Genomic DNA, 24,390 nt, shown 5'->3' with positions numbered 1-24,390 from the left:
GGAGCCCCCTGTCGAGACTCGTCAGCGCCCGAAGGTGAACCAGTTGACGTTGACGAAGTCCTGCGGCTGGCCGCTGGTGAAGGTCAGATACACGTCGTGCGTGCCCGTCACGGCGCTGATGTTCGCCGGGATCGTCCGCCACGACTGCCAGCCCCCGGTGCCGCCCACCGCGAAACTCCCGACAGGCGTGCTGCCACGGCCGTCCAGCCGCACCTCGACCAGCCCGCTGACGCCGCCCGTCGCACCGCTCGCGACCCGGGCGCTGAACTGCCGGGCCGCCGAGGAGCCGAAGTTGACGCCCTTGAAGTGCAGCCAGTCGCCGCCCGCCAGCGAGCCGACGTTCTGGCCGCCGCCGGAGTCGGTCGTCGTCTCGGTGCTCACCCCGGACTGGCCGTCGTAGGACTCGGCCTGGATGGCGGAGTAGGCGTCGCGGTTGCCGGTCGGCGGGGGCGTGGTGCCGCCGCCGGACGACAGCACCTGGACGTAGTCGACGACCATCGCGTGGCCCGGCTGTGTCCCGGCGTCCGGGCCGCCGCCGAACGCGTCCGGGAAGCCGCCGCCCATCGCGACGTTCAGGATGACGAAGAAGCCGTGGTCGGTGGCGTTCTTCCAGGTCGTCGCGTCGACCTGGTTGGCGCGCACGGTGTGGAAGCTGACGCCGTCGAGGTAGAAGCGGATCTCCTCGACGCCGGTCGAGCGGTCCCACTCCATCCGGTAGGTGTGGAAGCCGGCCTGGCAGGTGGTGCCCTGGCAGGTGGTCGAACCGCCGATACCGCTCGTCTCGTTGCAGGGGCCGCCCGGCGAGGTGCCGCAGTGCATGGTCGCGAACACCGTGTTCATGCCCTGGGTGTTCTCCATGATGTCCAGCTCGCCGACGGCCGGCCAGTTCCAGTAGTCGCCGCGGTAGGGGGCGCCCAGCATCCAGAACGCGGGCCAGTAGCCCTTCGCCGCTGCCCCGGTGACGTTCGGCACCTGGATGCGCGACTCGACGCGGAGTGTGCCGCCGGCCGGGGGCTGGAAGTCGGTGCGGTTGGTCTCGACGCGGCCGGAGGTCCAGTTCCCGGCGGCGTCCCGCCGGGGGGTGATGCGGAGGTTGCCGTTGCCGTCGAGGGAGACGTTGTCCGCGCTGCTCGTCATCGTCTCGATCTCGCCCGTGCCCCAGTTGGCCGGGCCGCCCGGGTAGCCCTTGCCCGTCGCGTACCGCCAGTTGGAGGTGTTGACGCCGCTGCCCGCGGCGCCGTTGAAGTCGTCCACGAACATCTGCGTCCAGCCCGACGGGGGCGGCGGGGCGGAGGCGTTCGCGGCCGGGGTTGCGGCGGTGGTGGCGGCCGCCGCGAGGCCGAGCGTGCTGACGACGGCGACGAACGCCCGCCGCAAGGGGCGGCGTCTGTGGGAGGTGCGGGAGGTATCGCTCATGGGGGGATGCCTCTCGAGTGGAGGGGTGAGAGCGCTCTCAAAGTGCCGCCAATGTGCTCCACGTCACCCAGGTCGTCAAGAGGTAAAGCCGGGAAATGTGCGGGCCGGTCGGTGAGTGCACAGCTTGAACGGGGCGTCAGGTGAGGGCTCGCTCCGGCTGCCACCCCAGGGCCCGTGAGATCCCCCGCGCCGCCACCCGTACCGCGGGGGCCAGTACGGGCACCTGGGCGTCGGCATGCGGCACCACGATGGACACGGCGGCGGTCACCGTGCCGTCCGCCGCCCGTACCGGGGCGGCCACCGACAGGGCGTCGTCCGTGATCTGACGGTCGCTCACCGCGACACCGGTGCGGCGTACTTCTGCCAGCTCCCGCCGCAGCCGCGCCGGTTCGGTGATCGTGTACGGCGTGAAGGACGCGAGTTCGCCCGCGCAGTACTCCTGCTGGAACGACGGGTCGCCGTGGGCCAGCAGGGCGAGCCCGACGCCGGTGGCGTGCAACGGCCAGCGGGCGCCGACGCGTATGTGCACGCCGACCGCCGACCGGCCCGAGAGCCACTCGATGTAGACGACGTCGGACCCGTCCCGCACGGCCAGTTGCACGTTCTCGTGCGTCGCCTCGTACAGGTCCTCCAGATACGGCAGCGCGATCTGCCGCAGGGCGAGGCCGCGCGGCGCCAGCGCGGCGAGCTCCCACAGCCGGAGCCCGACGTGGTAGACGCCGGACTCGTCCCGCTCCAGGGCGCCCCACTCGGTGAGCGCGCCCACCAGCCGGTGGGTGGTGGTCAGGGTCAGCCCGGCCCGCCGGCTGATGTCCGTCAGGCACAGCGCCGGGTGCTCGTGGTCGAAGGCCGCGAGCACGGACAGCAGCCGGTCGGGCGCGGTGGGGCCGGTCATGGCCGGTTGTCTCCCGGGTGGGCGAGGTCGTGGGGGCGGGGGTAGGCGGTCGGGCGGTGGGGAACGTAGCGGGCCGCGGTCGTCGGGTCCTCCTGCCCCGCGCGGGAGTTGAGCGTGCCGGGCGTCACGTCCCAGTGGCCCGTGTCCAGGCGGTCTTCCAGGGTGTCCAGGGCGGCCAGCGTCTCGCCGGTGGTGAAGGTGCAGTGGCCGGGGCCGTCGACGTACGCCTGGCGCAGCAGCCCCGCCGAGCCGCCGGCCGTGGCCGCCCGCCGGTAGGCGCTCTCGGCCTGCACCGGGATCAGCGCGTCACCCGTCGTGTGGATGTTCAGCTGGGGGTCGGTGAGCCGGCCGGAGAGCACGCTGGTGTTCCGCATCCACCCCACGGCCGAGGGGTCGGCGGAGATCCGGGGCGCCCGGGCCAGGGCCGAGAGGTCGGTACGCAGGGACAGACCCGCCTCCTTGTAGAGCTCGGTCACCTCTTTGTACAGCGGGGACCGGGCGAGCAGGGCGGTGTAGTCGACGCCGGTGTTCCAGGACGGGTTGCCGCCCGCCCGGCTCTCGGCCTCCTGCCGCCAGCTGAAGGCGGGCCTCTGGATGAGCCCTCGGACGGCGGCCAACTGGTTGGACTGCTGGGTCCCCCAGTCGGTGGGGCCCGGCTTCGGCTGCGAGGCGTCGTTGTAGCCGGGGATGTTGTGCAGGGCGGCGGCGAGGCCGATGCGGGCCCGGCCCTCGGGGGTCTGCTGGGCGGCGTCGACCTTCGTGGTGAGGCTCTTCGCGGCGGCGACCGCTTCGGCCTGGTCCGTGAACCCGGCGAGCCGGATCCCGGAGCCCGGGGCGAGCAGTGTGCGCAGTGCGAACACCGGGTCCAGGGTGCTGTTCCAGTTGGCGACGCCGCCCTGCACCAGCCCGCACATCGACAGCGAGCCGTCGAAGCGGTCGGCGTGCCGCTCGGCGAGCATGGTGGTGACGAAGCCGCCGTACGAGGTGCCCCAGGCGAGTGTCCGCCGGGCCGGTCCGAACTTCTCGGTGAACAGGTCCAGCGTGGCGAGCTGGTCGGGCACCGCTTCGGTGACCGCCCAGCCGTTCGTCGCGTACGAGGAGCCGATCAGGGCGTAGCCCTCGGCCAGCAGCTTGTCCAGGGCGGCCGTGCTCGGCGTGTTCTGGGCCCGCTTGGGGGATCCGGCCGGGGCGTAGCCGTGGCTGTACAGCAGCACCGTGCCGTTCCAGGACGCGGGTACGTCCATCACGTAGACCGCGCCGGAGGAGAGCTCGCCCTCCAGGTGGGCGTCGGTGGCGTCGGCCGCCTGCGCGGGCAGGGCGGTGGCCACGGACAGGCAGGTGGTCAGGAGAGCGAGGCGGATCCTCAACGCGGGGTTCCTTCCAGAGTGGGGGTGGCGGCGGGGGAGTCCAGGGCGTCGGTGTGCGTCTCGCGCAGCCGCCACACGGTCACGGCGGTGATCGCCGCGCCGGCGCACAGCAGCAGCGAGACTGGCGTGCTGCCACCCCCGTACGAGGCGAGGAGGCTGCCGGCGATCAGCGGGGAGAAGCCGGCGCCGACCAGGGTGGCCGCCTGGTAGCCGAGGGAGGCGCCGGTGTAGCGGACGCGGGTGCCGAACATCTCGGTGAGCAGCGCGCCGAGCGGCCCATACATCGTGGACTGGGCGACACCGTGACCGAGGGCGAGCGCGAGGATGAGCAGGCCGGGGGAGCCCGAGTCGACCAGGGCCAGCACGGGGAAGGCGAGCGCGGCCGAGGCGATGGCGCCGGCGAGCACGACGGGGCGGCGGCCGACCCGGTCCGACAGCGCGGACGCGGCGGGCAGGATGGCGAGGGCCACGCAGGAGGCGACGGTCACCGCGGTCAGCACCTGCGGCCGGGTGTACCCCTCGTCGACGGCGTAGGAGATCATGAAGCTCGTCAGCAGCGACTGCGTGGTGAACGCGCCGATGCCGACGCAGGCGGCGAGCAGCACGGGCTTCGGGCGGCGCAGCAGCTCCACGATCGGAGGCTTGTCCACCGGCTCCCGCTTGGCCTGCGCGAACAGCGGGCTCTCGGCGACCTTGAGGCGCACGAACAGTCCGACGGCCAGCAGCACGATGCTGAGCAGGAACGGCACCCGCCAGCCCCAGGAGCGGAAGTCGTCGTCGGGCAGGCCGGCGACGAGGGTGACCACACCGGCCGACAGCACGGAGCCGAGCGGGGCGCCGAGCTGGGTGAAACTGGACCACAGACCGCGCCGGGAGCCCTGCGTCTTCTCGGCGTGCTCGACGACCATCAGCATGGCGCCGCCCCACTCGCCGCCGATCGCGATGCCCTGCACGACGCGCAGGGCGACGAGCAGGACGGGGGCCCAGACGCCGATCGCGTCGTAGGTGGGCAGCAGGCCGATGAGGAAGCTGCCCAGGCCCATCAGGACCATGGTCAGCAGCATCATCGACTTGCGTCCGATCCGGTCGCCGAAGTGGCCGAAGACGATGCCGCCGAGCGGGCGGGCGAGATAGCCCGCGGCGAAGGTCCCGAAGGCCGCGATGGTGCCGACGGCCGGGTCGGCCTGGGGGAAGAACAGGTCGCCGAAGACGAGCGCGGCGACCGTGCCGTAGACGAGGAAGTCGTAGAACTCGACGGTCGTGCCGAGCAGGCCGGAGATGGCCACGCGGCGCAACTGCCGTGAATCCGGGGCGGGTTGAGCGGCTGAGGGGGATGGCTGCACGGGGAGCTCCCTGGGGACGGGTCTCGGATAGCCCGTGAAGTTATGCATCCATCGTGCAGCAGTCAATCATTTGCACAACATCAGTTCAGGCCGTCCTCCGCGATCCGCAGCAGCAGTGCGTGCAGCGTCTCCCGCTCGGCCTCCTCCAGCGGGCCCAGCAGTTCGTTGGTCACCCGCAGCCCGGCCTCGTCGGTGTCGCGCAGGAACGCGCGGCCGCTCTCGGTCAGGGCGACGATCCGGCTGCGGCGGTCGTCGGGGGAGGGGCGGCGCTCGGCGAAGCCCAGCTTCTCCAGGTCGTCGACCAGGCCGACGATGGCGCTCGGGTCGTAGCCGAGCCGGGTGCTCAGCTCGCGCTGGAGGGCGCCCTCGGTGGTGGCGAGGAAGCGCAGCACCGCGTAGTGGCGCAGGCGCACGCCCGACTCCTGGAGGCAGGCGTTGAAGAGCTGCCCCGAGCGCAGGCCCAGGCGGTACAGCAGGTAGCCCGTGTCGGCGTGCAGCCCGCGCATCCACGGCTCGTGCGCGTCGATGGGCTTCGGGGTGACGTTCTGGCGTGCGATGGCGGGCTCCCTGTGCTCGTTGCTTCCTGGGATTCCAGCATCTCGCACCCGTGGGTCATCAACAACTATTGACGTCAACAATTATTGCTCTTAGCTTCGATCTCGAAGCCGCACCACCCGCATCAGCTCGTGAAGGGACCCACCCGTGCCCAGCATCGATCTCTCCGGCAAGGTCGCCGTCGTCACCGGCAGCGGCCGGGGCCTCGGCCTCGCCTACGCGCATGCCCTGGCCGCCCACGGCGCGTCCGTGGTGGTCAACGACGTCGACGAGGCCGTGGCCGAGGCGGCCGTGAAGTCCATCGAGGAAGCGGGCGGCCGGGCCGTCGCCGAGGTCGTCCCGGTCGGCAGCTCCGAGGCCGCCGAGCGGCTGGTGAACCGCGCGGTCGAGGAGTTCGGCCGACTGGACGTCCTCGTCACCAACGCGGGCATCCTGCGCGACAAGGTGCTGTGGAAGATGACCGACGAGGACTTCGACGCGGTGATCACCACCCACCTCAAGGGCACCTTCACCTGCGCCCGCGCCGCCGCCGTCCGGATGCGCGAGCAGGGCGAGGGCGGCTCGCTGATCCTCGTCGGCTCCCCGGCCGGACAGCGCGGCAACTTCGGCCAGACGAACTACGCCGCCGCCAAGGCCGGCATCGCGGCGATGGCCCGCACCTGGTCCATGGAACTGGGCCGCGCGAACATCACCGTCAACGCGATCGTGCCGGTCGCGGCGACCGCGATGACCGAGACGATCCCGGCCTTCGCCCCGTACATCGAGGCCATGCGCGGCGGCGAACCGCTGCCGGACTTCCTGCGCAAGGGCGAGGGCTTCGGCACCCCGGAGGACTGCGCGGCCCTGGTCCCCTTCCTCGCCTCCGAGTCCGCCCGGGGCATCACCGGCCAGGCCATCGGCATCGGCGGCGACAAGGTGGCACTCTGGTCGCATCCGCAGGAGATCAGGGCGGCGTACGCCGACGGCGGCTGGACCCCCGGCGCCCTGGCCGACGCCTGGCCCACCTCGGTCGGTGCCGAACCCCAGTCGGTCGGCATCCCGGCGCCGAAGTTCCCGGAGGCGTGATGGCCCCCTCGATGAACGCAGACGACCTCGTCGCGATCGACGTCCACACCCACGCCGAGGTGTCCTCCAAGGGCCACTCCTCGCTGGACGACGACCTGCACGACGCCTCCTCCGCCTACTTCAAGGTCGAGGGCAAGCGGAAGCCGACCCTGGAGGAGACCGCCGCGTACTACCGCGAGCGGAAGATGGCCGCCGTGATCTTCACGGTCGACGCCGAGTCCGCCACCGGCACCCCGCCCGTCCCCAACGAGGAGGTCGCCGAGGCGGCCGCCGCCAACGCCGACGTCCTCATCCCCTTCGCCTCCATCGACCCCTTCCGGGGGAAGGCGGGCGTCAAGCAGGCCCGCCGCCTGGTCGAGGAGTACGGGGTGAAGGGCTTCAAGTTCCACCCCAGCATCCAGGGCTTCTTCCCCAACGACCGCTCGGTGGCCTACGACCTGTACGAGGTGATCGAGGAGACGGGCACCATCGCCCTCTTCCACACCGGCCAGACGGGCATCGGCGCCGGAGTCCCCGGCGGAGGCGGCATCCGCCTCAAGTACTCGAACCCCCTCCACGTGGACGACGTCGCCGCCGACTTCCCGCATCTGAAGATCATCCTGGCGCACCCGTCGTTCCCCTGGCAGGACGAGGCCCTGGCCGTCGCCACGCACAAGCCGGGCGTGCACATCGACCTGTCCGGCTGGTCGCCGAAGTACTTCCCGCCGCAGCTCGTGCAGTACGCGAACACCCTGCTGAAGGACAAGGTCCTCTTCGGCTCCGACTTCCCCGTCCTCACTCCCGACCGCTGGCTCGCCGACTTCGGCAAGCTGACGATCAAGGAAGAGGTCCGGCCGAAGATCCTCAAGGAGAACGCCGCCCGCCTGCTCGGGCTGACGAAACCGTAAGGGGCGTGACATGCGCAACGAGGGACTGGGGTCATGGCCCGCACGCCGGGCCCGCAAGACCCCGCACCGCACCGCCCTGATCCACGGCGACACCACCCGCACCTACGCCGGCCTGTACGAGCGCACCACCCGCCTCGCCCACGCCCTGCGCGAGCGGGGCATCCGGCGCGGCGACCGCATCGCCTACCTCGGCCCGAACCACCCCTCCTACCTGGAGACCCTGTTCGCGGCCGGCACGCTCGGCGCGGTCTTCGTCCCCCTCAACACGCGCCTGGCCGGCCCCGAGATCGCCTACCAGCTCGCCGACTCCGGCGCCAAGGCCCTCGTCTACGGCCCGTCACACGCCGGTCTGGTCGCGGGACTCCCGGGCAGCACGGATGTGCGTACGTACGCCGAGGTGGGCGCCGAGTACGAGGAGGCGCTGGCGTCGGCCTCCGAAGAGCCCATCGACACACCGGTCACTCCGGACGACACCTGCATCATCATGTACACCTCGGGCACGACCGGCCGCCCCAAGGGCGCCATGCTCACCCATGGCAATCTCACCTGGAACGCGGTCAACGTCCTCATCGACCATGACCTGGTCGCCGACGAACGAGCCCTGGTCTCCGCCCCGCTGTTCCACACCGCCGGCCTGAACATGCTGACGCTCCCGGTCCTGCTGAAGGGCGGCACCTGCGTCCTGGTCGAGGCCTTCGACCCCAACGCCACCTTCGACCTGATCGAGCGGCACCGGATCACCTTCATGTTCGGCGTGCCGACGATGTTCGACCAGGTGGCCAGGCACCCGCGCTGGCCGGGGGCGGACCTCTCCTCGCTGCGGATCCTGACCTGCGGCGGCTCCCCGGTCCCCACCCCGCTGATCGCGGCCTACCAGGAGCGCGGACTGACCTTCCTGCAGGGCTACGGCATGACCGAGGCCGCGCCCGGCACGCTGTTCCTGGACGCCGAGCACGCCGTCAGCAAGGCGGGTTCGGCGGGCGTGCCGCACTTCTTCAGCGACGTACGCGTCGTACGGCCGGACCTCGGGCCGGTCGACGTCGGCGAGGTCGGGGAGGTCGTGGTCCGCGGACCGCACGTCATGCCCGGCTACTGGGGACTGCCCGAGGAGACGGCCGCGTCCTTCGTGGACGGCTGGTTCCGCAGCGGCGACGCGGCCCAGGTCGACGAGGACGGCTACGTCCACATCGTCGACCGCCTCAAGGACATGATCATCTCAGGCGGGGAGAACATCTACCCCGCCGAGATCGAGGACCAGCTCCTCGCCCACCCGGACATCGTCGAGTGCGCGGTCATCGGCGTGGCGGACGACAAGTGGGGCGAGGTGCCGCGGGCGGTCGTCGTCCCCCGCGAGGGCTCCGCGCTCGACCCCGACGAGGTGCTCGCGTCGCTCGCGGGACGCCTCGCCAAGTACAAGATCCCGAAGTCGGTCGTCGTCGCGGACGAACTGCCGCGCACCGCCTCCGGAAAGCTCCTCAAGTCCCGCGTGCGCAAGCGCTACGGCACCAACTCCTAGCGAAGGACAGCTGTATGAGCATCACCGTCAACGGTCTCGACGAACTGAAGAAGCTCGCGGGCGGCGACCTCGGCACCAGCGAGTGGATCGAGGTCACGCAGGAGCGGATCGACACCTTCGCCGACGCGACCGGGGACCACCAGTGGATCCACGTGGACCCCGAGAAGGCCAAGGAGGGCCCCTTCGGCGCCCCCATCGCGCACGGCTACCTCACGCTCTCCCTCTTCATCCCGCTGTTCACCGAGCTGCTGGATGTCCAGGGCGTGACGACGAAGGTCAACTACGGCCTCAACAAGGTGCGTTTCCCCTCACCCGTGAAGGTCGGCTCCCGCATCCGGCTGACGGCCAGGCTCGCGGAGGTCGAGGACGTGCCGGGCGGCGCGCAGATCACCGTCGAGGGCGCCATCGAGATCGAGGGCGGCTCCAAGCCGGCGGCGGTGCTGCAGAGCCTGTCGCGGTTCTACGCCTGAGGCCGCGCGGGCACCAGGTCGAGCAGGCGTTCCGAGGCGTCGCGGGCGAGCGGTGACAGCCGGTCGTGCACGGACCGGAACGTCTTCTCGGCCTGGTCCGCCGGCCAGTCGTCCGGGAGGTGTTTGACGGGCAGGCGCGGATCGCGCCGGACGATGCCCAGCCACTCCGTCTGCAGCCGCAGCCGCAGCACGAGCGCGTCGTCGGCCTCCGGCAGGCCGTCCTCCCAGGGCTGCCAGCGTCGTACGAACGCCTCGTAGTGCCCGGCCAGGTCGGACAGCTCCCAGGTCTCCTCGATCATCTGGCCGATGTCCATGCCGGTGTCCGCGTGGGCCCGGAAGACCTTCACATGGGCGGACAGGCCGAGCTCGGCGACCAGTGCCGACACGTCGACCTCGCCCGGGGCGATCCACAGGCCGTTGAACAGCGGGCCGAAGCCGCTCCAGGTCAGCTGGGAGCGCAGGTCGTGGCGCTGGCGCTGCCAGGACTCGGGCAGGGAGAAGCCGAGCAGGGTCCAGGTGCCGTCCCAGTGCCGGTTGACGGCGCCGGTCTGCCAGATGCGCCGCTCGCCGTCGCGCAGCACCGCCTCCGAACGCTCGGTCAGCCCGAAGTACATCCGGCGGCCCTCACGCTGGCGGCGCAGCAGGTCACGGCCCACCATGCGGGTCAGCGTCGAGCGGGTCGCCTGCTCGCCGATCCCGGCCCGGGCGAACACGTCGATGACGCTGCCCGAGTACACGCACACATCGCGCCCGAGCACCTGGTCGCCCAGGAACGTCAGCATGAGGGACTGGGGCCGCAGCGACTCTTCACCGGTCACGCGGCCCACCGTACCTCCGCCGGATCAGTCCATGACCTGCTGGTACCCGGGGTCAGGAACCCTCGACATCGACGAACACCGGGTTCGTATAGAACCACGTGTCCGCCCACGGGTCACCGTCCCCGGGCGCGTGCGGGACCGGCCCGTGCGGGTCGACCGAGGCACCGAGGTAGCCGGTGCCGTTGCGGTTGCCGTCGCTGCCGCGCAGCCGGACGTAGAAGGACTCGTCCCCGGCGGTGAGCGGGATGCGCAGTGTGTACGTCCCTTTGCGGCCGCTGACGTCCTTCGTGTGTACGACCTTGGTGTCCGGCGCCTTCCAGGTGTCCCGGTCGGTGACGGGGCCCCGCACCGCGCCCCGGATCACGTCGACGTGCCGGAGCTCGGGCAGGATGCCCTGCGCGTTGGGGCGGGAGGCGGTCGTGACGGTGACGTACAGGCTGATCCTCTCGCCCTTGCGGACGCGCAGCCGGCCGCCCAGGGTGACGCCGCGACCGGCGTCGCAGTCCCGCTTGACCCGGACGTCGAGCCCGTCGAGCAGATGCCCGTGGTCCAGCCAGACGCGGCCCGCGCGCAGGCCCGCCATGACAGCGCGATAGCCGTAGCGGGTGACACCGACGTGGGTGCGACTGAACTGGCCGGGCCAGAAGTCGCTGCCGGGCTGCGGGGTGTCGGTGTTCACCGGGTCGGGGAGCTTGCCGGTGTTGTCGAAGTTCTGTCCGGTCGGCCAGTCGCCGTTCTTCCAGGTGTCGAAGACGGTCCGGTGGTTGTCGGAGTTGGTGGTGATCGAGAACAGACTGCCCTCGGCGAGCAGCGCGTCCCACAGCCCGCCGACGGTCGCCGTCGCCCAGTCGAAGCCGCCGTACGTCAGATAGGCGTCCGCCGGGTAGCCGGACCAGGACTGGGCGGACGGCTTGTTCTCGTACTCGCCGCGGATCGAGGTCGTGCCGCGCCAGCCGGGGATGGCGGCACCCTGGGCGCCGGGGGCACCCTCCATGCCGATCATGATCTCGGGAGCCGCGTCCCGCCAGTTGCGCATCTCGTGCGGGGAGTCGATCCCGAGCCGCAGCGGGTGGTTGGCGAGCACGAGGACGTCGTCGACATAGCCCGAACGGCGCTGCTCGGCCAGCCACTTGATCGCCTTGACGGCGTGCGCCTCGTTGCGGGCCGTGTCGGTCGCGCCGGCCGAGCCCTCGGTGTAGTTGAGCAGCTTGCCGTCGTAGGCGAGCTCGAACTGCGTGAGCAGATCCACCTCGTGGGGGCCGGGCGCCGCGAACACCGTGCAGTGCTCGGCGGCCGGGATGTACCACTCCAGGCCCTGGAAGATCAGCTGACGCGGGTTCTCCGCACGGGCTTTGAGGATCTCCTCGTGCTCCAGCTGCGCGCCGTAGTAGGCGTGCCCGAAGTTGGAGTGCTCGTTGAACACCATCCAGTCCAGGCCGTACTTGGCGGCGGCCTTCGCCTGCTGGGAGAACGTGTACTTGGCGTCGTGGCTGTAGACGGAGTGGACGTGGTGGTCGCCCACCAGATACGCCAGCCGCGGGTCGTCGCCGCCGAGGCGCTGCGGTGAGGCCGCGGCGGGCACGGCGGCCGAGCCGAGGGTGAAGGCGGCGCCGAACAGGCCCGCGCGGCGCAGGAGTCCGCGCCTGGACAGGCCCTGCGGATCGAGTGCGGCGGGTGAGACGGAGGGGTCGGCCCAGTCGGGCAGCTGCTGCTCGGTCATGGTGATCCTCGAGAAGGGAGTCAGTGCGTCATGAAGGAGGTGACGGGCAGCGCCCGTTCGACGATGCGGACGTCACCGAGACGTCCGTGCAGGATCTGGTCGATCTTCCCGCCGTACTCGTAGCCGCCCAGCAGCCACGGCAGGCCCACGGAAGTGATGCCGACGGAGGACGCCTTGGGATTACGGAGTACCGGGCAGCCCTCGACGTACAGCGTGCTGTGCTTGCCGTCGTTGACGACCGCGAGGTGCCACCACGTCTCCAGCGGGGTCTCCTGAGCCCAGTTGGTGGCGATGCCCTGCTGGTTGAGCGGGCGCATCGCCCACTGCGGTTCACGGTCGTTGGACAGCGACAGTGTGGCCAGCGGCTCGTCCGGGTCGTCGGCGGTCTTGCCGGCGGCGCCGCCCGTGCCCGTGCGCGAGACCAGGCCCGACCAGGCGTTGTGGTCCGGGTCCCAGTCGGCGGGCAGACGGTAGAACGCCTCGATGGTGTAGCCGTCCTCGAAGGTGGCCGAGTTGAGCGGGGCGCCGTCGACGGTGCGCAGATAGGCGCCCTTCAGCGGCGACTTGAAGCCCTGGAACTCCAGGCTGCCGTGGCCCGGCTGGTCGGGGTGGTGGTCCGCCGACCAGCCCAGGGCGCCGCCGCCCACCGTGACGAGCGAGAGGTCGTTGCCGCGCCCGGACAGGTCGCGGACGGTGCCGGCCGTACTGTCCGTGCCGTCGGCGGGCTTGTCGAAGCGCCAGTACGCCATCGTGCCCGGGACCAGCAGCTTCGCGGCGGGCCTGGCCGGCCGCGCGGGCACCGGGGCGAAGCCGGAGAAGCGCTGCTGGAAGTCGATCTCGACGGAGAACCGGTCGGCGTCGCCGCTCAGCTCCATCTCCTGCCGCTCCAGCTCGTTGAGCCCCTTCCCGGCCCGGCCCAGGATCCACGGGGAGACCGTCTCCACGTCGATGACGTTCCGGTCCAGGTCGAAGCGGTAGAGACGGATCATGGCCGCGCCGCCGAAGTAGCGGTTCTGGTAGTTCGTCAGATGCAGATGGACGTCGTGCCCGGCCGCGTTCTTCCGCGTCGCGCGGGCGGCGGGCCAGTAGTGCCCGTTGAGGGTGAGGAAGATCTGGTCGTGCTCCCCGACCAGTTGGTCCCACAGCTGCTGCCCGTACTCCGACAGGGAGTCGTCCTCGACGACCAGTTCGTGCGTCGTGAGGATCACCGGCGTCTTCGGGTGCTTCGCCAGAACCTCCTTCGCCCATGCGTAGCCCTGCGGCGACAGCCGCCAGTCCAGGGCCAGCACCATCCACTCCCGGCCGCCCGCCGTGAACAGGTGGAAGGTGTTGTAGCCGTCCGGGGAGGCGCCGCCGAACGTCGGCTTCCCCTGGAACCGCCGCGGGCCGAAGGCGTCCAGGTACGGCGTCGCCCCGCGCTGGTCGGTCGTCGACGACTTCACGTCGTGGTTGCCGGCCAGGACGCTGTAGCCGACGCCCCGCCGGTCCAGCAGCCGGAACGCCTCGCCGATCGCCGCGAACTCCTCCTTCGCGCCGTTTTGCGTGAGGTCCCCGAGATGCGACAGGAAGACGAGGTTCTCCTCCTTGCCGTGCTCCAGCAGATAGCGCAGTGACGCCTCCACCGGGGCCTTGTCGATGCTCGGCCCGTCGAAGAGGTACTGGGTGTCGGGCATCACGGCGAGCGTGAAGCGGCGGCTGTGCGGATCGGGACGCCAACTCGACGGCGCCGCCACGGCGGTGGCGGCCGGCAGCGCGGCCACCACTCCGGCGGTCGCGCCGAGCAGCGCCGTGGCACGAAGGAAACTGCGTCTTCCGGCACCGGCCTGGGGCGCCTCGCCCAGGTCGTGGTCATGCGAAGTGCACACGGGTGCTCCATGAGGTGACAGAGAAGAGAGGTGACAGAGAAGGGAGGGGAGAACTCAGAGAACGCGCAGCGTCCAGCTCCAGCGATGGACGCCGGCCGAGACGAGATAGGAAGCGAAGGTGTCGGGCCCGCACGACGCCGTGCCAAGACCGCGGTGCGCCACGTCGATGTGCACCACGCACCCGGCACGCGGCACCAGTTCGTCGTGATGCGCCGCCGAGGCGAGGTCGGCCGCGCGATGGCGGGTCACGGACACCTGGCAGGGCCGGTCCAGCCGCACCGCCAGTCCGGTGGCGTCCGGCGCGGACAGCGTGAACCGCCGTACGCCGTGCCGCCCGCCGCTCTCCTGCGGCCGCAGATACGGCGTGAACAGCTCGTCCACCGGCAGACCGTGGTGGCCTACGGGCGCGCCCGCGCCCCGGTCCGGATACGACTCCCAGGGGCCCTGCCCGAACCACTCCAGCAGGTTCAGCCCGGCGACCGTCTCGAAGACCGACCCGACCCGGGCCACGTCGTCCAGCGCCTCGGGCAGCTCGGCGCTCTCCTCCACCAGCAGCCCGCCCTCGACGGCCGTGAACACCTGCTCGTGCCGGACGGTCCCGCCCGGGCAGAGAAGGTCGGCGACGACGGCCACCCGTCCCGGGTCACGCCGTACGGCGACGACCTTCCGGGTGGGCGCGTCGAGCCCCCAGTCCCGCCAGCGGCCCGCCATACCGCCCAGTTCGTCGTTGTCGGTGGGCGCCCGCCACAGGGACAGCGTGGGCGCGGCCGCCAGCAGAGGATGGACCAGCAGCCCGTCCTCGTCGACCTCCACCGGGCGGTTCGTGACCGGCGTGTGCCGCACCGGTTCCGCCGCCCGCAGCCGCACCTGCGGCAGGCACACGACCGTGCCGCGCGGCGCCCAGGCCTCGTCCCCGGCCGTCGTGACGCGCAGCGTCAGCCAGGCCTCGCCGCCGTCCTCCGGCAGCTCGAACGGCAGCGGCACGGCGGCCGTCTCGCCCGGCCGCAGATCGGGCAGCTCGGCGGGAGCGGTCAGCGTGCCACCGTCGGCGAGGGACAGCTCCCACGCGCCGGACAGCCAGTCCAGGCCCCGGAAGTGCTGGTGGTTGCCGAGGACGATGCCCTCGTGCCGGAAGCACTCGATCCGCACCGGCGCGGCGATCTCCCGGTGCTCGAACATCACGGGTTTGGGGGTGCGGTCGGGGAAGACCACCCCGTCGGCGATGAAGGCGCCGTCGTGGTCGCTCTCCCCGAAGTCGCCGCCGTACGCCCAGCGATGCCCGGGCGCGGCGACACCGTTGTCATAGAGCCCGGCGCCCCCACGCCCGGCCGGTCTGCCGTCGTCCACACGCTGGAGGATGCCGTGGTCCCAGAACTCCCAGATGAACCCGCCCTGAAGACCCGGGGTGGCCTCGATGGCCTCCCAATGGTCGGCCAGCGTGCCGTTGCTGTTGCCCATGGCGTGCGAGTACTCGCACTGGATGAGCGGCTTGGTCTGGGTCCCGGACATGGCGTGCGCCAGGCACTCCTGGAGGGGCGCGTACATCGGGCAGGCGATGTCGGAGGCCAGGTCCGGATCGGCCCAGCCGAGCTTGGCTGCGCCCTCGTACTGCACCGGGCGCCGGGCCGGGTCGTGCCGGCGTACCCAGCCCGCCGCCGCGTCGTGGTTCGCGCCGTAGTCGGACTCGTTGCCCAGCGACCAGATGATGACCGACGGGTGGTTCTTGTCCCGCAGCACCATCCGCGCGACCCGGTCGACGAAGGCGCCCAGATAGCACGGGTCGCCGGCGATCTCGTGCGCGTGGTCGTGGGACTCGATGTCCGCCTCGTCGACGACGTAGAAGCCGAGCTCGTCGGCCAGGTCGTACAGGGACGGGTCGTTCGGGTAGTGCGCGGTGCGGATCGCGTTGAAGCCGAACCGCTTGAGCAGGACGAGGTCCGCGCGCATGTCGTCGTACGACACCGTCCGGCCGGTCAGCGGATGGAAGTCGTGCCGGTTGACGCCCCGGATGAACACGCGCTCGCCGTTGACCAGCAGGTCCCGGCCGGAGATCTCGACGTCACGGAAACCGATCCGGTGGTGCGAGGTGTCGGCGACCGTGCCGTCGGCGCGGTGCAGCCGTACGGTCAGCCCGTACAGCTCGGGCGTCTCGGCGGTCCAGGTGCGCACGTCCGGCACGGCGGTCCGCAGCCGGGCCTCGCCGAGGAAGTCGGAGACGCGCTCGTCCTCGGCGTTGGCGCGGTCGAACTCCGTGTCCTGGGTGAGCAGGTGCCCGTCCAGCTCCGCGCTGACGTACCAGCCCTCGGGCAGTGGCCCGCCCGTGTCCCGCACCCGGCAGTCCACCCGCAGGTCGCCGTCCCGCCGGGCCCGCACGGCCACGTCCGCGAGATGCAGCGGGTCCCGCGCGTACAGCAGCACCGAGCGGGTGATCCCGCCGTGCCACCAGTGGTCCTGGTCCTCGATGTGCGAGGCGTCCGACCACTTCACGACGGTCAGCCGCAGGGTGGCCCGCTCCCCGGGGCGCAGCACCGGCGTCAGATCGAACTCGGCGGCCAGATGGGAGTCCTTGGAGATCCCGACGGGCCGCCCGTCCACATGCACCAGCAGCACGCTCTCGGCGGCCCCCACCTGGAGCACGATCCGCCGTCCGGCCCACTCGGCCGGCACGTCCACCGCACGCTCGTACACGCCGGTCGGGTTGGCCGCGGGCACCTCGGGCGGGAACTCGGCGAACGGCATGCGGATGTTCAGGTACCGCGGGAGGTCGTCCGTGCCCTGCATGGTCCACACACCGGGTACGTACGACGACGACCAGACCTCCCCGAGCGGGGCGTCCGGCGCGGGCAGCAGCTGGAAGCGCCAGTCGCCGTCGAGGGAGACGGCCCCGGCCCGCCGGTCGACGGCGTTCATGGGCAGCCGCCCCCAGGAGGTCACCTCGGGTGCCTCCCAGGGGCGCAGGGCGAGCAGGGGATCGAGAGGTGCGTCGGTCATGACCATTCCGGAGTCGGTGCGGTGGGGCGGGGCAGGACGCGGCCCGGCAGGCCCCAGGTGGGGTCGACGGGGATACCGAGTCGGTCCAGGACGGTGGGGGCGATGTCGATGAGGCGGGGCGAGTCGAGCCGGGCGCCTACGGGCCCGGCGGGCCCGCCCGGTTCGGCGAGCACGACGAAGACCTCCCGCTCGGCACGCGTGTCACCGCCGTGGCCGCCGGAGTCGAGGTGACCGTGGTCCGTGGTCACCAGCACGGTCCAGCGCTCCCCGGTGCGTGCCGGGTCGGAGCGCCGGGCGTCGATCGCCTCCAGCAGCCGTCCGAGGTGCGCGTCCTGGGCGAGGAGGGCGTGATCGTAGGCGGGGGAGAGGGGGCCCGTGGCGTGGCCCGCCTCGTCGGTGGCGCCGAAGTACACGAACACCACGTCCGGGTCGTCGTCGGTGAGCCAGCGTGCCGCGGTGTCGGCGACGCGGCGGTCCGCGCTCGCGTAGCCGTCGGATTCGCCGTCGTAGTAGACCCGTCGGCCGATCGCGGGGCCGAGGACACCGCGGCGGACCAGCTCCGGCCAGGACACCGCGGCAGCGGTGCGCAGACCGGGCCGGGCCGCCGCGGCGAGGCTCAGGACGTCGGGGTGGCGGGCGTAGTCGGCGCCGGTGAAGTCGTTGCCGGTCACTCCGTGACGGTCGGGCCACACCCCGGTCAGCACGCTCGACCAGCCCGGCCCGGAGTCGGTGTAGGCCATGCTGGTCGACGGCCCGTTCCCGGCCCGGCCGTCGGCCTCCCCGTAGGGCAGCAGGCTCGTGCCGTGGGCGCCCCTGGCCATCAGGCCGTGCAGCACGGGTGCCGCGGACGCGGAGAGGGCCAGCCGGTCGAAGCGCAGCCCGTCCATGCCCACCACGAGCACCTTGCCGTACGCGTTCGCGTCGCGGTCCGCCACCGCCTGCCCCTCTCTTCTCTCGTGCTCGCCGCACGGCCTGTGCCGAGCGGGTCAGGTGCCCTGCACGGCCCCTTCGGTGGCGCCCGCGATGAACCCGCGGGCGAAGATGGTGAACACCACGACCAGCGGAATCGACGCCATGAGCACACCGGCCATGACCATGCTGTAGTCGGTCGTGTGGCCGACATGGAGCTGGGCGAGCACCACCTGCAGGGTGAGGTGGCCCGGGTCGGTGAGCACGACGAGCGGCCAGATGTAGTCGTTCCAGGCACCGACGAAGGCGTAGATGGCGAGGAAGGACAACGCGGGCTTGATCATCGGCAGCACGATGTTCCAGTACTGCCGGAAGAACCCCGCCCCGTCGATCCGCGCGGCGTCGAGGAGTTCGTCCGGCACACCGTTCTCGATGTACTGGCGCAGCCAGAAGATGCCGAAGGCGTTGGCGAGGGCGGGCAGGGCCAGCGCCTTCAGCGTGCCCACCCAGCCGATGTCCGACATGAGGATGAACTGCGGGAGGACGGCCAGCTGGAGCGGCAGCATCATGAACCCCACCAGCATGGCGAACAGCACCTTGCGGCCGGGGAAGTCGAACTTGGCGAAGGCGAACGCCGCCAGGGAGTCCACGAACAGCACCAGGACGGTGGTCACGGACGCGACGAGGAGCGTGTTCAGCATCGACCCGAAGAAGTCGATGGTGTCGAGCACGTGCCGGATGTTCTCCAGCAGATGGGAGCCGAAGGTCAGCTTCGGCGGGCTCTTGTAGATGTCCTCGGTGGTGTTCGTCGCCATGACGATCGTCCACACGAACGGGAAGACCGAGATCAGCACGGCAAGCGCGAGGACGATGTGCGCGGTCAGGCCCTTGGGACGCCGCGCCCGCCTCTTGACCACTGCGGTCATGACTTCCTCCCGCGCTGGACGACGCGCCAGTTGATGACGACCAGCACCATGATCAGTACGAAGAAGGCCCACACGATGGCCGCGCCGTAGCCGTAGTCGTTGTTGACGAAGGCCGACTGGTAGAAGTACAGCAGCGTGGTCAGGCCCGCCTGGCCGGGACCACCGAGGTTCGGGTTGGCGGCGTTGCTGCCGAAGAGGACCTGGGGTTCGCTGAAGCTCTGCAGGCCGTTGATCGTCGAGATGATGACGGTGAACAGGATGATGGGCCGCATGATCGGCATGGTGATCTGGAAGAACGTACGGATCGGACCGGCGCCGTCCAGCCTGGCCGCCTCGTAGATCTGCGTGGGGATCGCCTGGAGGCCGGCCAGGTAGATGATCATGTTGTAGCCGGTCCACATCCAGGTCATCAGCAGTGCGATGACCAGCTTGATCAGCCACGGATTGCTCAGCCACGGCACGGGTGAGATGCCGACCGTGCCCAAAATGGCGTTGACCAGGCCGAAGTTGTTGCTGAACACCGCGCCGAAGAAGATCGACACGGCGACGATCGAGGTGACGTTCGGTATGTAGAGGGCGATGCGGTAGAAGCCCTTGAAGCGCCGCACCGAGTGCAGCAGTGTCGCCAGCACCAGGGCGCCGAACAGCGTGGGGACGGTGGACAGGACCCAGATCACCAGGGTGTTGCGGATCGACATCCAGAAGATCGGGTCGTCCCAGAGGAACCGGAACTGCTGAAGACCGACGAACTGGATGGTGCCCATGCCGTCCCAGCGCTGGAAGGCCAGGTACAGCGAGTAGAAGACCGGGACGAACGAGAAGACGCCGAAGATCAGGAAGAAGGGCGAGATCGCCAGGTACTGCCGCCAGTAGGACAGCACCCTGCGACGTGGGGGCCGCACACCGCCCGCGGGCGGTGTGCGTCGCGGGCGGAAGCGGGCCGGGCCCGGCCCGCCGGGGTGCCGGGGCACCGCGGCGGAACCGGTGACCGGAGGTGACGTCACCTCACTTCACCCCCTGTCGCCGGGCGATCTGCTTGGCCTGGCCGACCGCGTCCTTCCAGGCGTCATCGGGCTTCACGCCCCGGGCCTCGATGCTGGTCAGCCCGGTCTTGAAGGGAGCCATGACGGCGGCGTCCGCGGGTGCCTCGTAGCTGGCCGGGATGGCCTTGGCGGCCGGGCCGAAGACCTCGATGACCTTCTGGCCGCCGAAGAAGGGGTCGCCGCCCGTCATGGCCGGCATGGAGTACGCCGCCGGCGCGGCGGGGAAGATCGCGGCGTCGGCGAAGCCCCGGGCGTCGTTCTCCGGGCTGAGGATCCAGCTGATGATCTTGAATGCCTCTTCGGGGTTCCGGCACTGCTTGGGCAGGGCCAGGTACGAGCCACCCTGGTTGGCCGGTCCGCCGGGCATCGCGCAGACCCGCCAGTTGCCCTTGGTGCCGGGGGCCGCCTGCTCGATGTCCAGGGCGTGCCAGGCCGCGCCGAGTTCGGTCGTCAGGCTCTTGCCGATGGCGGCGTTCCAGGTGTTGTCGTTGATCTTGGCGTCGAGCCCGAGGGTGTAGGGGCGGACCGCCGTGGTCCAGGCCTTGCGGATGTGGTCCTGGTCGCCGATGAAGCGGTTGTCCCTGTCGATGAACCGCTCGGTGCCCTGCCCGACCACCATGTCGAACACCGAGCTGATGTTGTTGACCAGGTAGGTACCGGGCAGCTTCTTCCTCAGCTCGGTGCCGAGCGCGAAGTAGTCCTCCCAGGTCCCGGCCTGGGCGGCGACCTTGTCGGGGTCGGTGGGCAGCCCGGCCTTGTCGAACAGGTCCGCGCGGTAGAACAGCGCGGTGGGGCCGATGTCGATCGGGAATCCGATCTGCTTGCCGTCCTCGGTCCGGGCGAGCTTGGTCTTCCAGTCCAGGTACTGGGACGAGATGTCCTTGAAGCCCAGGTCGTTCAGGTCGAGGAAGCGGTTCGCGTTGGGCAGGAAGGACGCCATGTCCTCGCCCTTGACGCCGGTGATGTCGGGCACGGAGGTACCCGCCGCGAGGGTGGTGGTGAGCTTCGACTTGAAGTCGCCGCCGATGGAGGCGACGGTCAGCTTCACCTCCTTGCCGAAGTGCGTCTTCGCCTCGGCGACCACCTTGTCGCTGAGCGCGCCTCCCCAGTACCACAAGGTGAGGTTCTTGCCGTTCTTGCTACCGGCCGAATCCGAGCCGTTGCCGCATGCCACGGTCAGACCGGAGGCGGCCGCGGTGAACGCTGCGGCCTGGAGGAAGCGTCTGCGGGAAAGGTCCACGGGTCACTCCTGTTGTTGCTGTTCGACGTGGAGAGGGGTGCGGGGATCAGTGCCGCCGTTCGGAGGCGCGTGGGCCGACGGACGTGTGAGGGGCCGGCGGGGTGAGGGGGGCGTACGCGACCGCCGGCCCGGGGTCCGCCGGGAGCCGGTCGGCCAGGAAGCCGTACGAACGCTTCAGTTCGGGATCGGTCAGGGAGTGCCACCAGCGGTGCACGCCGTACCAGCCGGGGGCGGCCAGCGCCCCGCCGTGGTGTCCGACGGACAGCCCGGCCGCGAGCACCGCGAACCGCAGCCGCTCCGCCAGCGGCCAGCCGCCGAGCGAGGCGGTGACGAAGGCGGCGCCGAAGACGTCCCCGGCGCCCGTCGCGTCGAGCACGTCGACGTCGAGGGCGGGCACGTCCGCGTACTCGCCGGTGATCTGGTCGACGGCCAGTGCGCCGTCCCCGCCCCGGGTGACCACGGCGACCGGCACCAGCTCGGACAGCGTGCCGAGCGCGGCCACCGCGCTGTCGGTGCGGGTGTAGGCCATGGCCTCCGTCTCGTTCGGGAGGAAGGCGTGGCACAGGGCCAGCTGCTCCAGGAGAGCGGTCGGCCACTCCTGGGTGGGGTCCCAGCCGACGTCGGCGTAGACCTGCGTGCCGTTGGCGGCGGCCTTGGCGAGCCACTCGCGCGGTTCGGCCTCGAGGTGGACGAGGGCGGTGCGTGCCGCGGGCGGGTCGCCCATCAGCACGTCCTGCGAGTACGGCGGCTCCTGGCCATGGGTGAGCAGGGCGCGGTCGTGGCCGAAGGCGACGGAGACGGTGACCGGGGTCGGCCAGCCGTCCGCCGTCCGGGAGAGCGAGAGGTCGATGCCCTCCTGGTCGCACAGGACGTCACGGCAGTGTTCGCCGTAGAAGTCGTCGCCGAACACGGTGGCCAGGGAGGTCCTGAGGCCGAAGCGGGAGGCCGCCACCGCGAGGTTCGCGATGCCTCCCGGGCCGCAGCCCATGCCCTCGGTCCAGATCTCCTCGCCGGGCGTCGGCGGCTTCCCGAGCCCCGTGAGGACGAGGTCGTAGAAGAGCAGCCCGGTCAGCAGCACATCGGGCCGGTCGTCGTCCACGGATGTGTCCTCTCGCTCGAGTTCGACGGAGATCGTCAAAACTCTTCATTTCCGTGACCGGAATCGTGCGCTGCTCGGAGAGATTGGTCAATACCCGAGCAGAACTGAGCATGGAAATGATTGAAGATGACGAGTAGTGTTCCGGCCGTGCTGGCAGAACGACGACACCAACTCATCCTGCGGGCCCTTCGCTCCGGAGGCCCCGCGGCTGTGACCGACCTCTCCGAGCGGCTGGGTGTGAGCCCCGCCACTATCAGGCGTGACCTGGTCAAACTGGAAGAAGACGGTCTTCTCACCCGCGTCCACGGCGGCGCCGTCGTCGAGGAGGGCGACCAGCCCTTCGCCGAGGTCGCCGAGGTGCGCGTGTCCGAGAAGGACGCCATAGCCGAGCGCGCCGCGGCGCTCATCGAGGACGGCCAGTCGGTCCTGCTGGACATCGGGACCACCGCCTACCGCCTGGCCCGGCAACTGCACGGCCGCCGGCTCACCGTGATCACCAGCAACCTGGTGGTCTACGAGGAACTCGCCGACGACGAGGGCATCGAACTGGTCCTGCTCGGCGGCATGGTCCGCCGCGAGTACCGCTCCCTGGTCGGCTTCCTCACCGAGGACAACCTGCGCCAGCTGCACGCCGACTGGCTCTTCCTCGGCACCAGCGGCGTACGGCCCGGCGGGCAGGTCATGGACACGACGGTCGTGGAGGTGCCGGTCAAGCGCGCCATGATCAAGGCCAGTGAGAAGGTCGCCCTGCTCGCCGACACGGCGAAGTTCCCCGGGCACGGGATGGCGAAGGTCTGCGGTCCCGAGGACCTGGACGTGGTGGTGACGAACGCGCCGGTCGACACGGCGACGCGGGCCTCCCTTCAGGAGGCAGGCGTCGAGGTCGTCGTGGCGGGAAAGGTGCAAGCGTGAAGCTGACGATTCTGGGCGGCGGAGGATTCCGTGTGCCGTTGGTGTACGGGGCGCTCCTCCAGGACCACGCCGAGGGCCGGGTGACACACGTCGTCCTGCACGATCTGGACGCCGGACGGCTGTCGGCGGTCACCCGTGTCCTCGCCGAGCAGGCGGCCGGCGTCCCCGACGCGCCCGACGTGAGCGCCACCACCGACCTCGACGAGGCCCTGCGCGGCGCCGACTTCGTGTTCTCCGCGATCCGCGTCGGCGGCCTGGAGGGCCGCGCGAACGACGAACGGGTGGCCCTGGCCGAGGGCGTCCTCGGCCAGGAGACGGTCGGCGCCGGCGGCATCGCCTACGGCCTGCGCACGGTCCCGGTCGCCGTCGACATCGCGCGGCGGGTGGCCCGGCTCGCGCCCGAGGCCTGGGTCATCAACTTCACCAACCCGGCCGGCCTGGTCACCGAGGCCATGTCCCGCCACCTCGGCGACCGCGTCATCGGCATCTGCGACTCACCCGTAGGCCTCGGCCGCCGCATCGCCCGCGTGCTCGGCGCGAACCCCAAGGAAGCCTGGATCGACTACGTCGGCCTCAACCACCTCGGCTGGGTGCGCGGTCTGCACGTCGCCGGCCGCGACGAACTGCCGCGCCTGCTCAGCGACCCCGACCTGCTCGGCTCCTTCGAGGAGGGCAAGCTCTTCGGCGTCGACTGGCTCCGCTCCCTCGGCGCGATCCCCAACGAATACCTGCACTACTACTACTTCAACCGTGAGGCCGTACGGGCCTACCAGCAGGCCGAGAAGACCCGCGGTGCCTTCCTGCACGACCAGCAGGCCCGCTTCTACGCCGAGATGAGGAACCCGGACGCCCCCGCCCTGAAGGTCTGGGACGACACCCGCGCCGAACGCGAGGCCACCTACATGGCCGAGAACCGTGAGACGGCGGGCGCCGGCGAACGCGACGAGGACGATCTGTCCGGCGGCTACGAGAAGGTGGCCCTCGCCCTGATGCGGGCCATCGCCCGGGACGAGCGCACGACCCTGATCCTCAACGTCCGCAACCGGCGCACCCTGTCGGTGCTGGACACCGACGCCGTCATCGAGGTCCCCTGCCTCGTCGACGCCAACGGCGCCCACCCCGTCACCGTCGAGCCGCTGCCCGACCACGCCACCGGACTGGTCTGCGCGGTCAAGGCCGTCGAGCGCGAGGTGCTGTCCGCCGCCGACTCCGGCTCGCAGGCGAGCGCCGTGAAGGCCTTCGCGCTGCACCCGCTCGTCGACTCCGTCAATGTGGCCCGCCGGCTGGTCGAGGGCTACACCGAGGTCCATCCCGGGCTGGCGTACCTTAGGTGAGCGCGGATCGGTAAGCGCT

The 24,390-nt window shown here is 70.9% G+C and carries 20 protein-coding genes; 6 read left to right on the top strand and 14 right to left on the bottom strand.

Annotated elements, in window-relative coordinates:
• Positions 1-21: 21 nt before the first annotated feature.
• The 5 genes from ACZ58V_RS10525 to ACZ58V_RS10505 all read right to left on the bottom strand — a co-directional run bounded on the left by ACZ58V_RS10525 (position 22) and on the right by ACZ58V_RS10505 (position 5,527).
• A complete protein-coding gene (locus ACZ58V_RS10525; protein WP_471289480.1) occupies positions 22-1,416 on the bottom strand; it encodes a glycoside hydrolase family 16 protein in 1,395 nt (464 codons plus the stop codon).
• 136 nt (positions 1,417-1,552) lie between these two features.
• Complete coding sequence (locus ACZ58V_RS10520) at positions 1,553-2,311, bottom strand: IclR family transcriptional regulator (RefSeq protein ID WP_468184206.1); 759 nt, start codon at positions 2,309-2,311, stop codon at positions 1,553-1,555.
• Positions 2,308-3,678, bottom strand: coding sequence for an alpha/beta hydrolase family protein (locus tag ACZ58V_RS10515; RefSeq protein WP_471289478.1), 1,371 nt, complete (start codon positions 3,676-3,678; stop codon positions 2,308-2,310). Before ACZ58V_RS10515 ends, ACZ58V_RS10520 begins: the two co-directional genes overlap by 4 nt.
• Positions 3,675-4,964: an MFS transporter gene (locus ACZ58V_RS10510; protein WP_471289477.1), complete on the bottom strand. Its 1,290-nt coding sequence runs from the start codon at positions 4,962-4,964 to the stop codon at positions 3,675-3,677. Before ACZ58V_RS10510 ends, ACZ58V_RS10515 begins: the two co-directional genes overlap by 4 nt.
• A 137-nt stretch (positions 4,965-5,101) precedes the next feature.
• The gene (locus ACZ58V_RS10505) at positions 5,102-5,527 is read right to left on the bottom strand and encodes a MarR family winged helix-turn-helix transcriptional regulator (RefSeq protein WP_471289941.1); all 426 of its coding nucleotides are present in this window, start codon (positions 5,525-5,527) and stop codon (positions 5,102-5,104) included.
• A 196-nt stretch (positions 5,528-5,723) separates the two neighbouring features.
• Here ACZ58V_RS10505 and ACZ58V_RS10500 point away from each other — a divergent pair, with 196 nt between their 5' ends.
• From ACZ58V_RS10500 to ACZ58V_RS10485, 4 genes are read left to right on the top strand one after another with little or no spacing between them, the layout of a single operon-like run.
• Positions 5,724-6,641, top strand: coding sequence for an SDR family oxidoreductase (locus ACZ58V_RS10500; protein ID WP_471289475.1), 918 nt, complete (start codon positions 5,724-5,726; stop codon positions 6,639-6,641).
• A gap of 11 nt (positions 6,642-6,652) precedes the next feature.
• Positions 6,653-7,528, top strand: coding sequence for an amidohydrolase family protein (locus ACZ58V_RS10495; protein WP_471289472.1), 876 nt, complete (start codon positions 6,653-6,655; stop codon positions 7,526-7,528).
• 10 nt (positions 7,529-7,538) lie between these two features.
• Complete coding sequence (locus ACZ58V_RS10490; protein ID WP_468184213.1) at positions 7,539-9,044, top strand: acyl-CoA synthetase; 1,506 nt, start codon at positions 7,539-7,541, stop codon at positions 9,042-9,044.
• Between the two features lie 14 nt (positions 9,045-9,058).
• Positions 9,059-9,514, top strand: coding sequence for a MaoC family dehydratase (locus ACZ58V_RS10485; protein ID WP_189726100.1), 456 nt, complete (start codon positions 9,059-9,061; stop codon positions 9,512-9,514).
• On the opposite strand, the gene ACZ58V_RS10480 is transcribed toward ACZ58V_RS10485, so the two are convergent.
• From ACZ58V_RS10480 to ACZ58V_RS10440, 9 genes are all read right to left on the bottom strand, one after another.
• Entirely contained in the window at positions 9,505-10,332 is an 828-nt protein-coding gene (locus ACZ58V_RS10480) for a PaaX family transcriptional regulator (protein WP_471289469.1), read from the bottom strand. The two genes, ACZ58V_RS10485 and ACZ58V_RS10480, sit on opposite strands and share 10 nt — an antisense overlap.
• A gap of 52 nt (positions 10,333-10,384) precedes the next feature.
• Positions 10,385-12,052, bottom strand: a complete 1,668-nt coding sequence (locus tag ACZ58V_RS10475) for a PHP domain-containing protein (RefSeq protein WP_471289467.1) — start codon at positions 12,050-12,052, stop codon at positions 10,385-10,387.
• Positions 12,053-12,072: 20 nt separating this feature from the next.
• Positions 12,073-13,917, bottom strand: coding sequence for a LamG-like jellyroll fold domain-containing protein (locus tag ACZ58V_RS10470; protein WP_471289465.1), 1,845 nt, complete (start codon positions 13,915-13,917; stop codon positions 12,073-12,075).
• A gap of 54 nt (positions 13,918-13,971) precedes the next feature.
• The gene (locus tag ACZ58V_RS10465) at positions 13,972-16,908 is read right to left on the bottom strand and encodes a glycoside hydrolase family 2 TIM barrel-domain containing protein (RefSeq protein WP_471289464.1); all 2,937 of its coding nucleotides are present in this window, start codon (positions 16,906-16,908) and stop codon (positions 13,972-13,974) included.
• Entirely contained in the window at positions 16,905-17,843 is a 939-nt protein-coding gene (locus ACZ58V_RS10460) for an alkaline phosphatase family protein (RefSeq protein WP_471289462.1), read from the bottom strand. The genes ACZ58V_RS10465 and ACZ58V_RS10460 overlap by 4 nt, the downstream gene beginning before the upstream one ends.
• A 51-nt stretch (positions 17,844-17,894) precedes the next feature.
• Positions 17,895-18,743, bottom strand: coding sequence for a carbohydrate ABC transporter permease (locus ACZ58V_RS10455; protein WP_468184231.1), 849 nt, complete (start codon positions 18,741-18,743; stop codon positions 17,895-17,897).
• Positions 18,740-19,624, bottom strand: a complete 885-nt coding sequence (locus ACZ58V_RS10450; RefSeq protein ID WP_471289940.1) for a carbohydrate ABC transporter permease — start codon at positions 19,622-19,624, stop codon at positions 18,740-18,742. The genes ACZ58V_RS10455 and ACZ58V_RS10450 overlap by 4 nt, the downstream gene beginning before the upstream one ends.
• A 124-nt stretch (positions 19,625-19,748) precedes the next feature.
• Entirely contained in the window at positions 19,749-21,026 is a 1,278-nt protein-coding gene (locus ACZ58V_RS10445) for an ABC transporter substrate-binding protein (RefSeq protein WP_468184234.1), read from the bottom strand.
• 46 nt (positions 21,027-21,072) lie between these two features.
• Positions 21,073-22,125: a carbohydrate kinase family protein gene (locus ACZ58V_RS10440; RefSeq protein ID WP_189726094.1), complete on the bottom strand. Its 1,053-nt coding sequence runs from the start codon at positions 22,123-22,125 to the stop codon at positions 21,073-21,075.
• A gap of 147 nt (positions 22,126-22,272) precedes the next feature.
• Between ACZ58V_RS10440 and ACZ58V_RS10435 the strand changes: the two genes are divergently transcribed.
• Together ACZ58V_RS10435 and ACZ58V_RS10430 are read left to right on the top strand one after the other, a co-directional pair.
• Positions 22,273-23,037: a DeoR/GlpR family DNA-binding transcription regulator gene (locus ACZ58V_RS10435; RefSeq protein ID WP_189726315.1), complete on the top strand. Its 765-nt coding sequence runs from the start codon at positions 22,273-22,275 to the stop codon at positions 23,035-23,037.
• Complete coding sequence (locus ACZ58V_RS10430; protein WP_468184239.1) at positions 23,034-24,371, top strand: 6-phospho-beta-glucosidase; 1,338 nt, start codon at positions 23,034-23,036, stop codon at positions 24,369-24,371. Before ACZ58V_RS10435 ends, ACZ58V_RS10430 begins: the two co-directional genes overlap by 4 nt.
• Positions 24,372-24,390: the final 19 nt, after the last annotated feature.

This window comes from Streptomyces sp. NPDC040589, from assembly GCF_055594445.1.
This window is presented reverse-complemented; position numbering and strand designations above follow the sequence as displayed.

What these genes read in the sequence shown, in the direction of transcription:
- ACZ58V_RS10520 (WP_468184206.1), bottom strand. Translation starts at nt 2,311, where the DNA reads ATGACCGGCCCCACCGCGCCCGACCGGCTGCTGTCCGTGCTCGCGGCC.
- ACZ58V_RS10505 (WP_471289941.1), bottom strand. Translation starts at nt 5,527, where the DNA reads ATGCGCGGGCTGCACGCCGACACGGGCTACCTGCTGTACCGCCTGGGC.
- ACZ58V_RS10455 (WP_468184231.1), bottom strand. Translation starts at nt 18,743, where the DNA reads ATGACCGCAGTGGTCAAGAGGCGGGCGCGGCGTCCCAAGGGCCTGACC.
- ACZ58V_RS10525 (WP_471289480.1), bottom strand. Translation starts at nt 1,416, where the DNA reads ATGAGCGATACCTCCCGCACCTCCCACAGACGCCGCCCCTTGCGGCGG.
- ACZ58V_RS10495 (WP_471289472.1), top strand. Translation starts at nt 6,653, where the DNA reads ATGAACGCAGACGACCTCGTCGCGATCGACGTCCACACCCACGCCGAG.
- ACZ58V_RS10465 (WP_471289464.1), bottom strand. Translation starts at nt 16,908, where the DNA reads ATGACCGACGCACCTCTCGATCCCCTGCTCGCCCTGCGCCCCTGGGAG.
- ACZ58V_RS10485 (WP_189726100.1), top strand. Translation starts at nt 9,059, where the DNA reads ATGAGCATCACCGTCAACGGTCTCGACGAACTGAAGAAGCTCGCGGGC.
- ACZ58V_RS10475 (WP_471289467.1), bottom strand. Translation starts at nt 12,052, where the DNA reads ATGACCGAGCAGCAGCTGCCCGACTGGGCCGACCCCTCCGTCTCACCC.
- ACZ58V_RS10490 (WP_468184213.1), top strand. Translation starts at nt 7,539, where the DNA reads ATGCGCAACGAGGGACTGGGGTCATGGCCCGCACGCCGGGCCCGCAAG.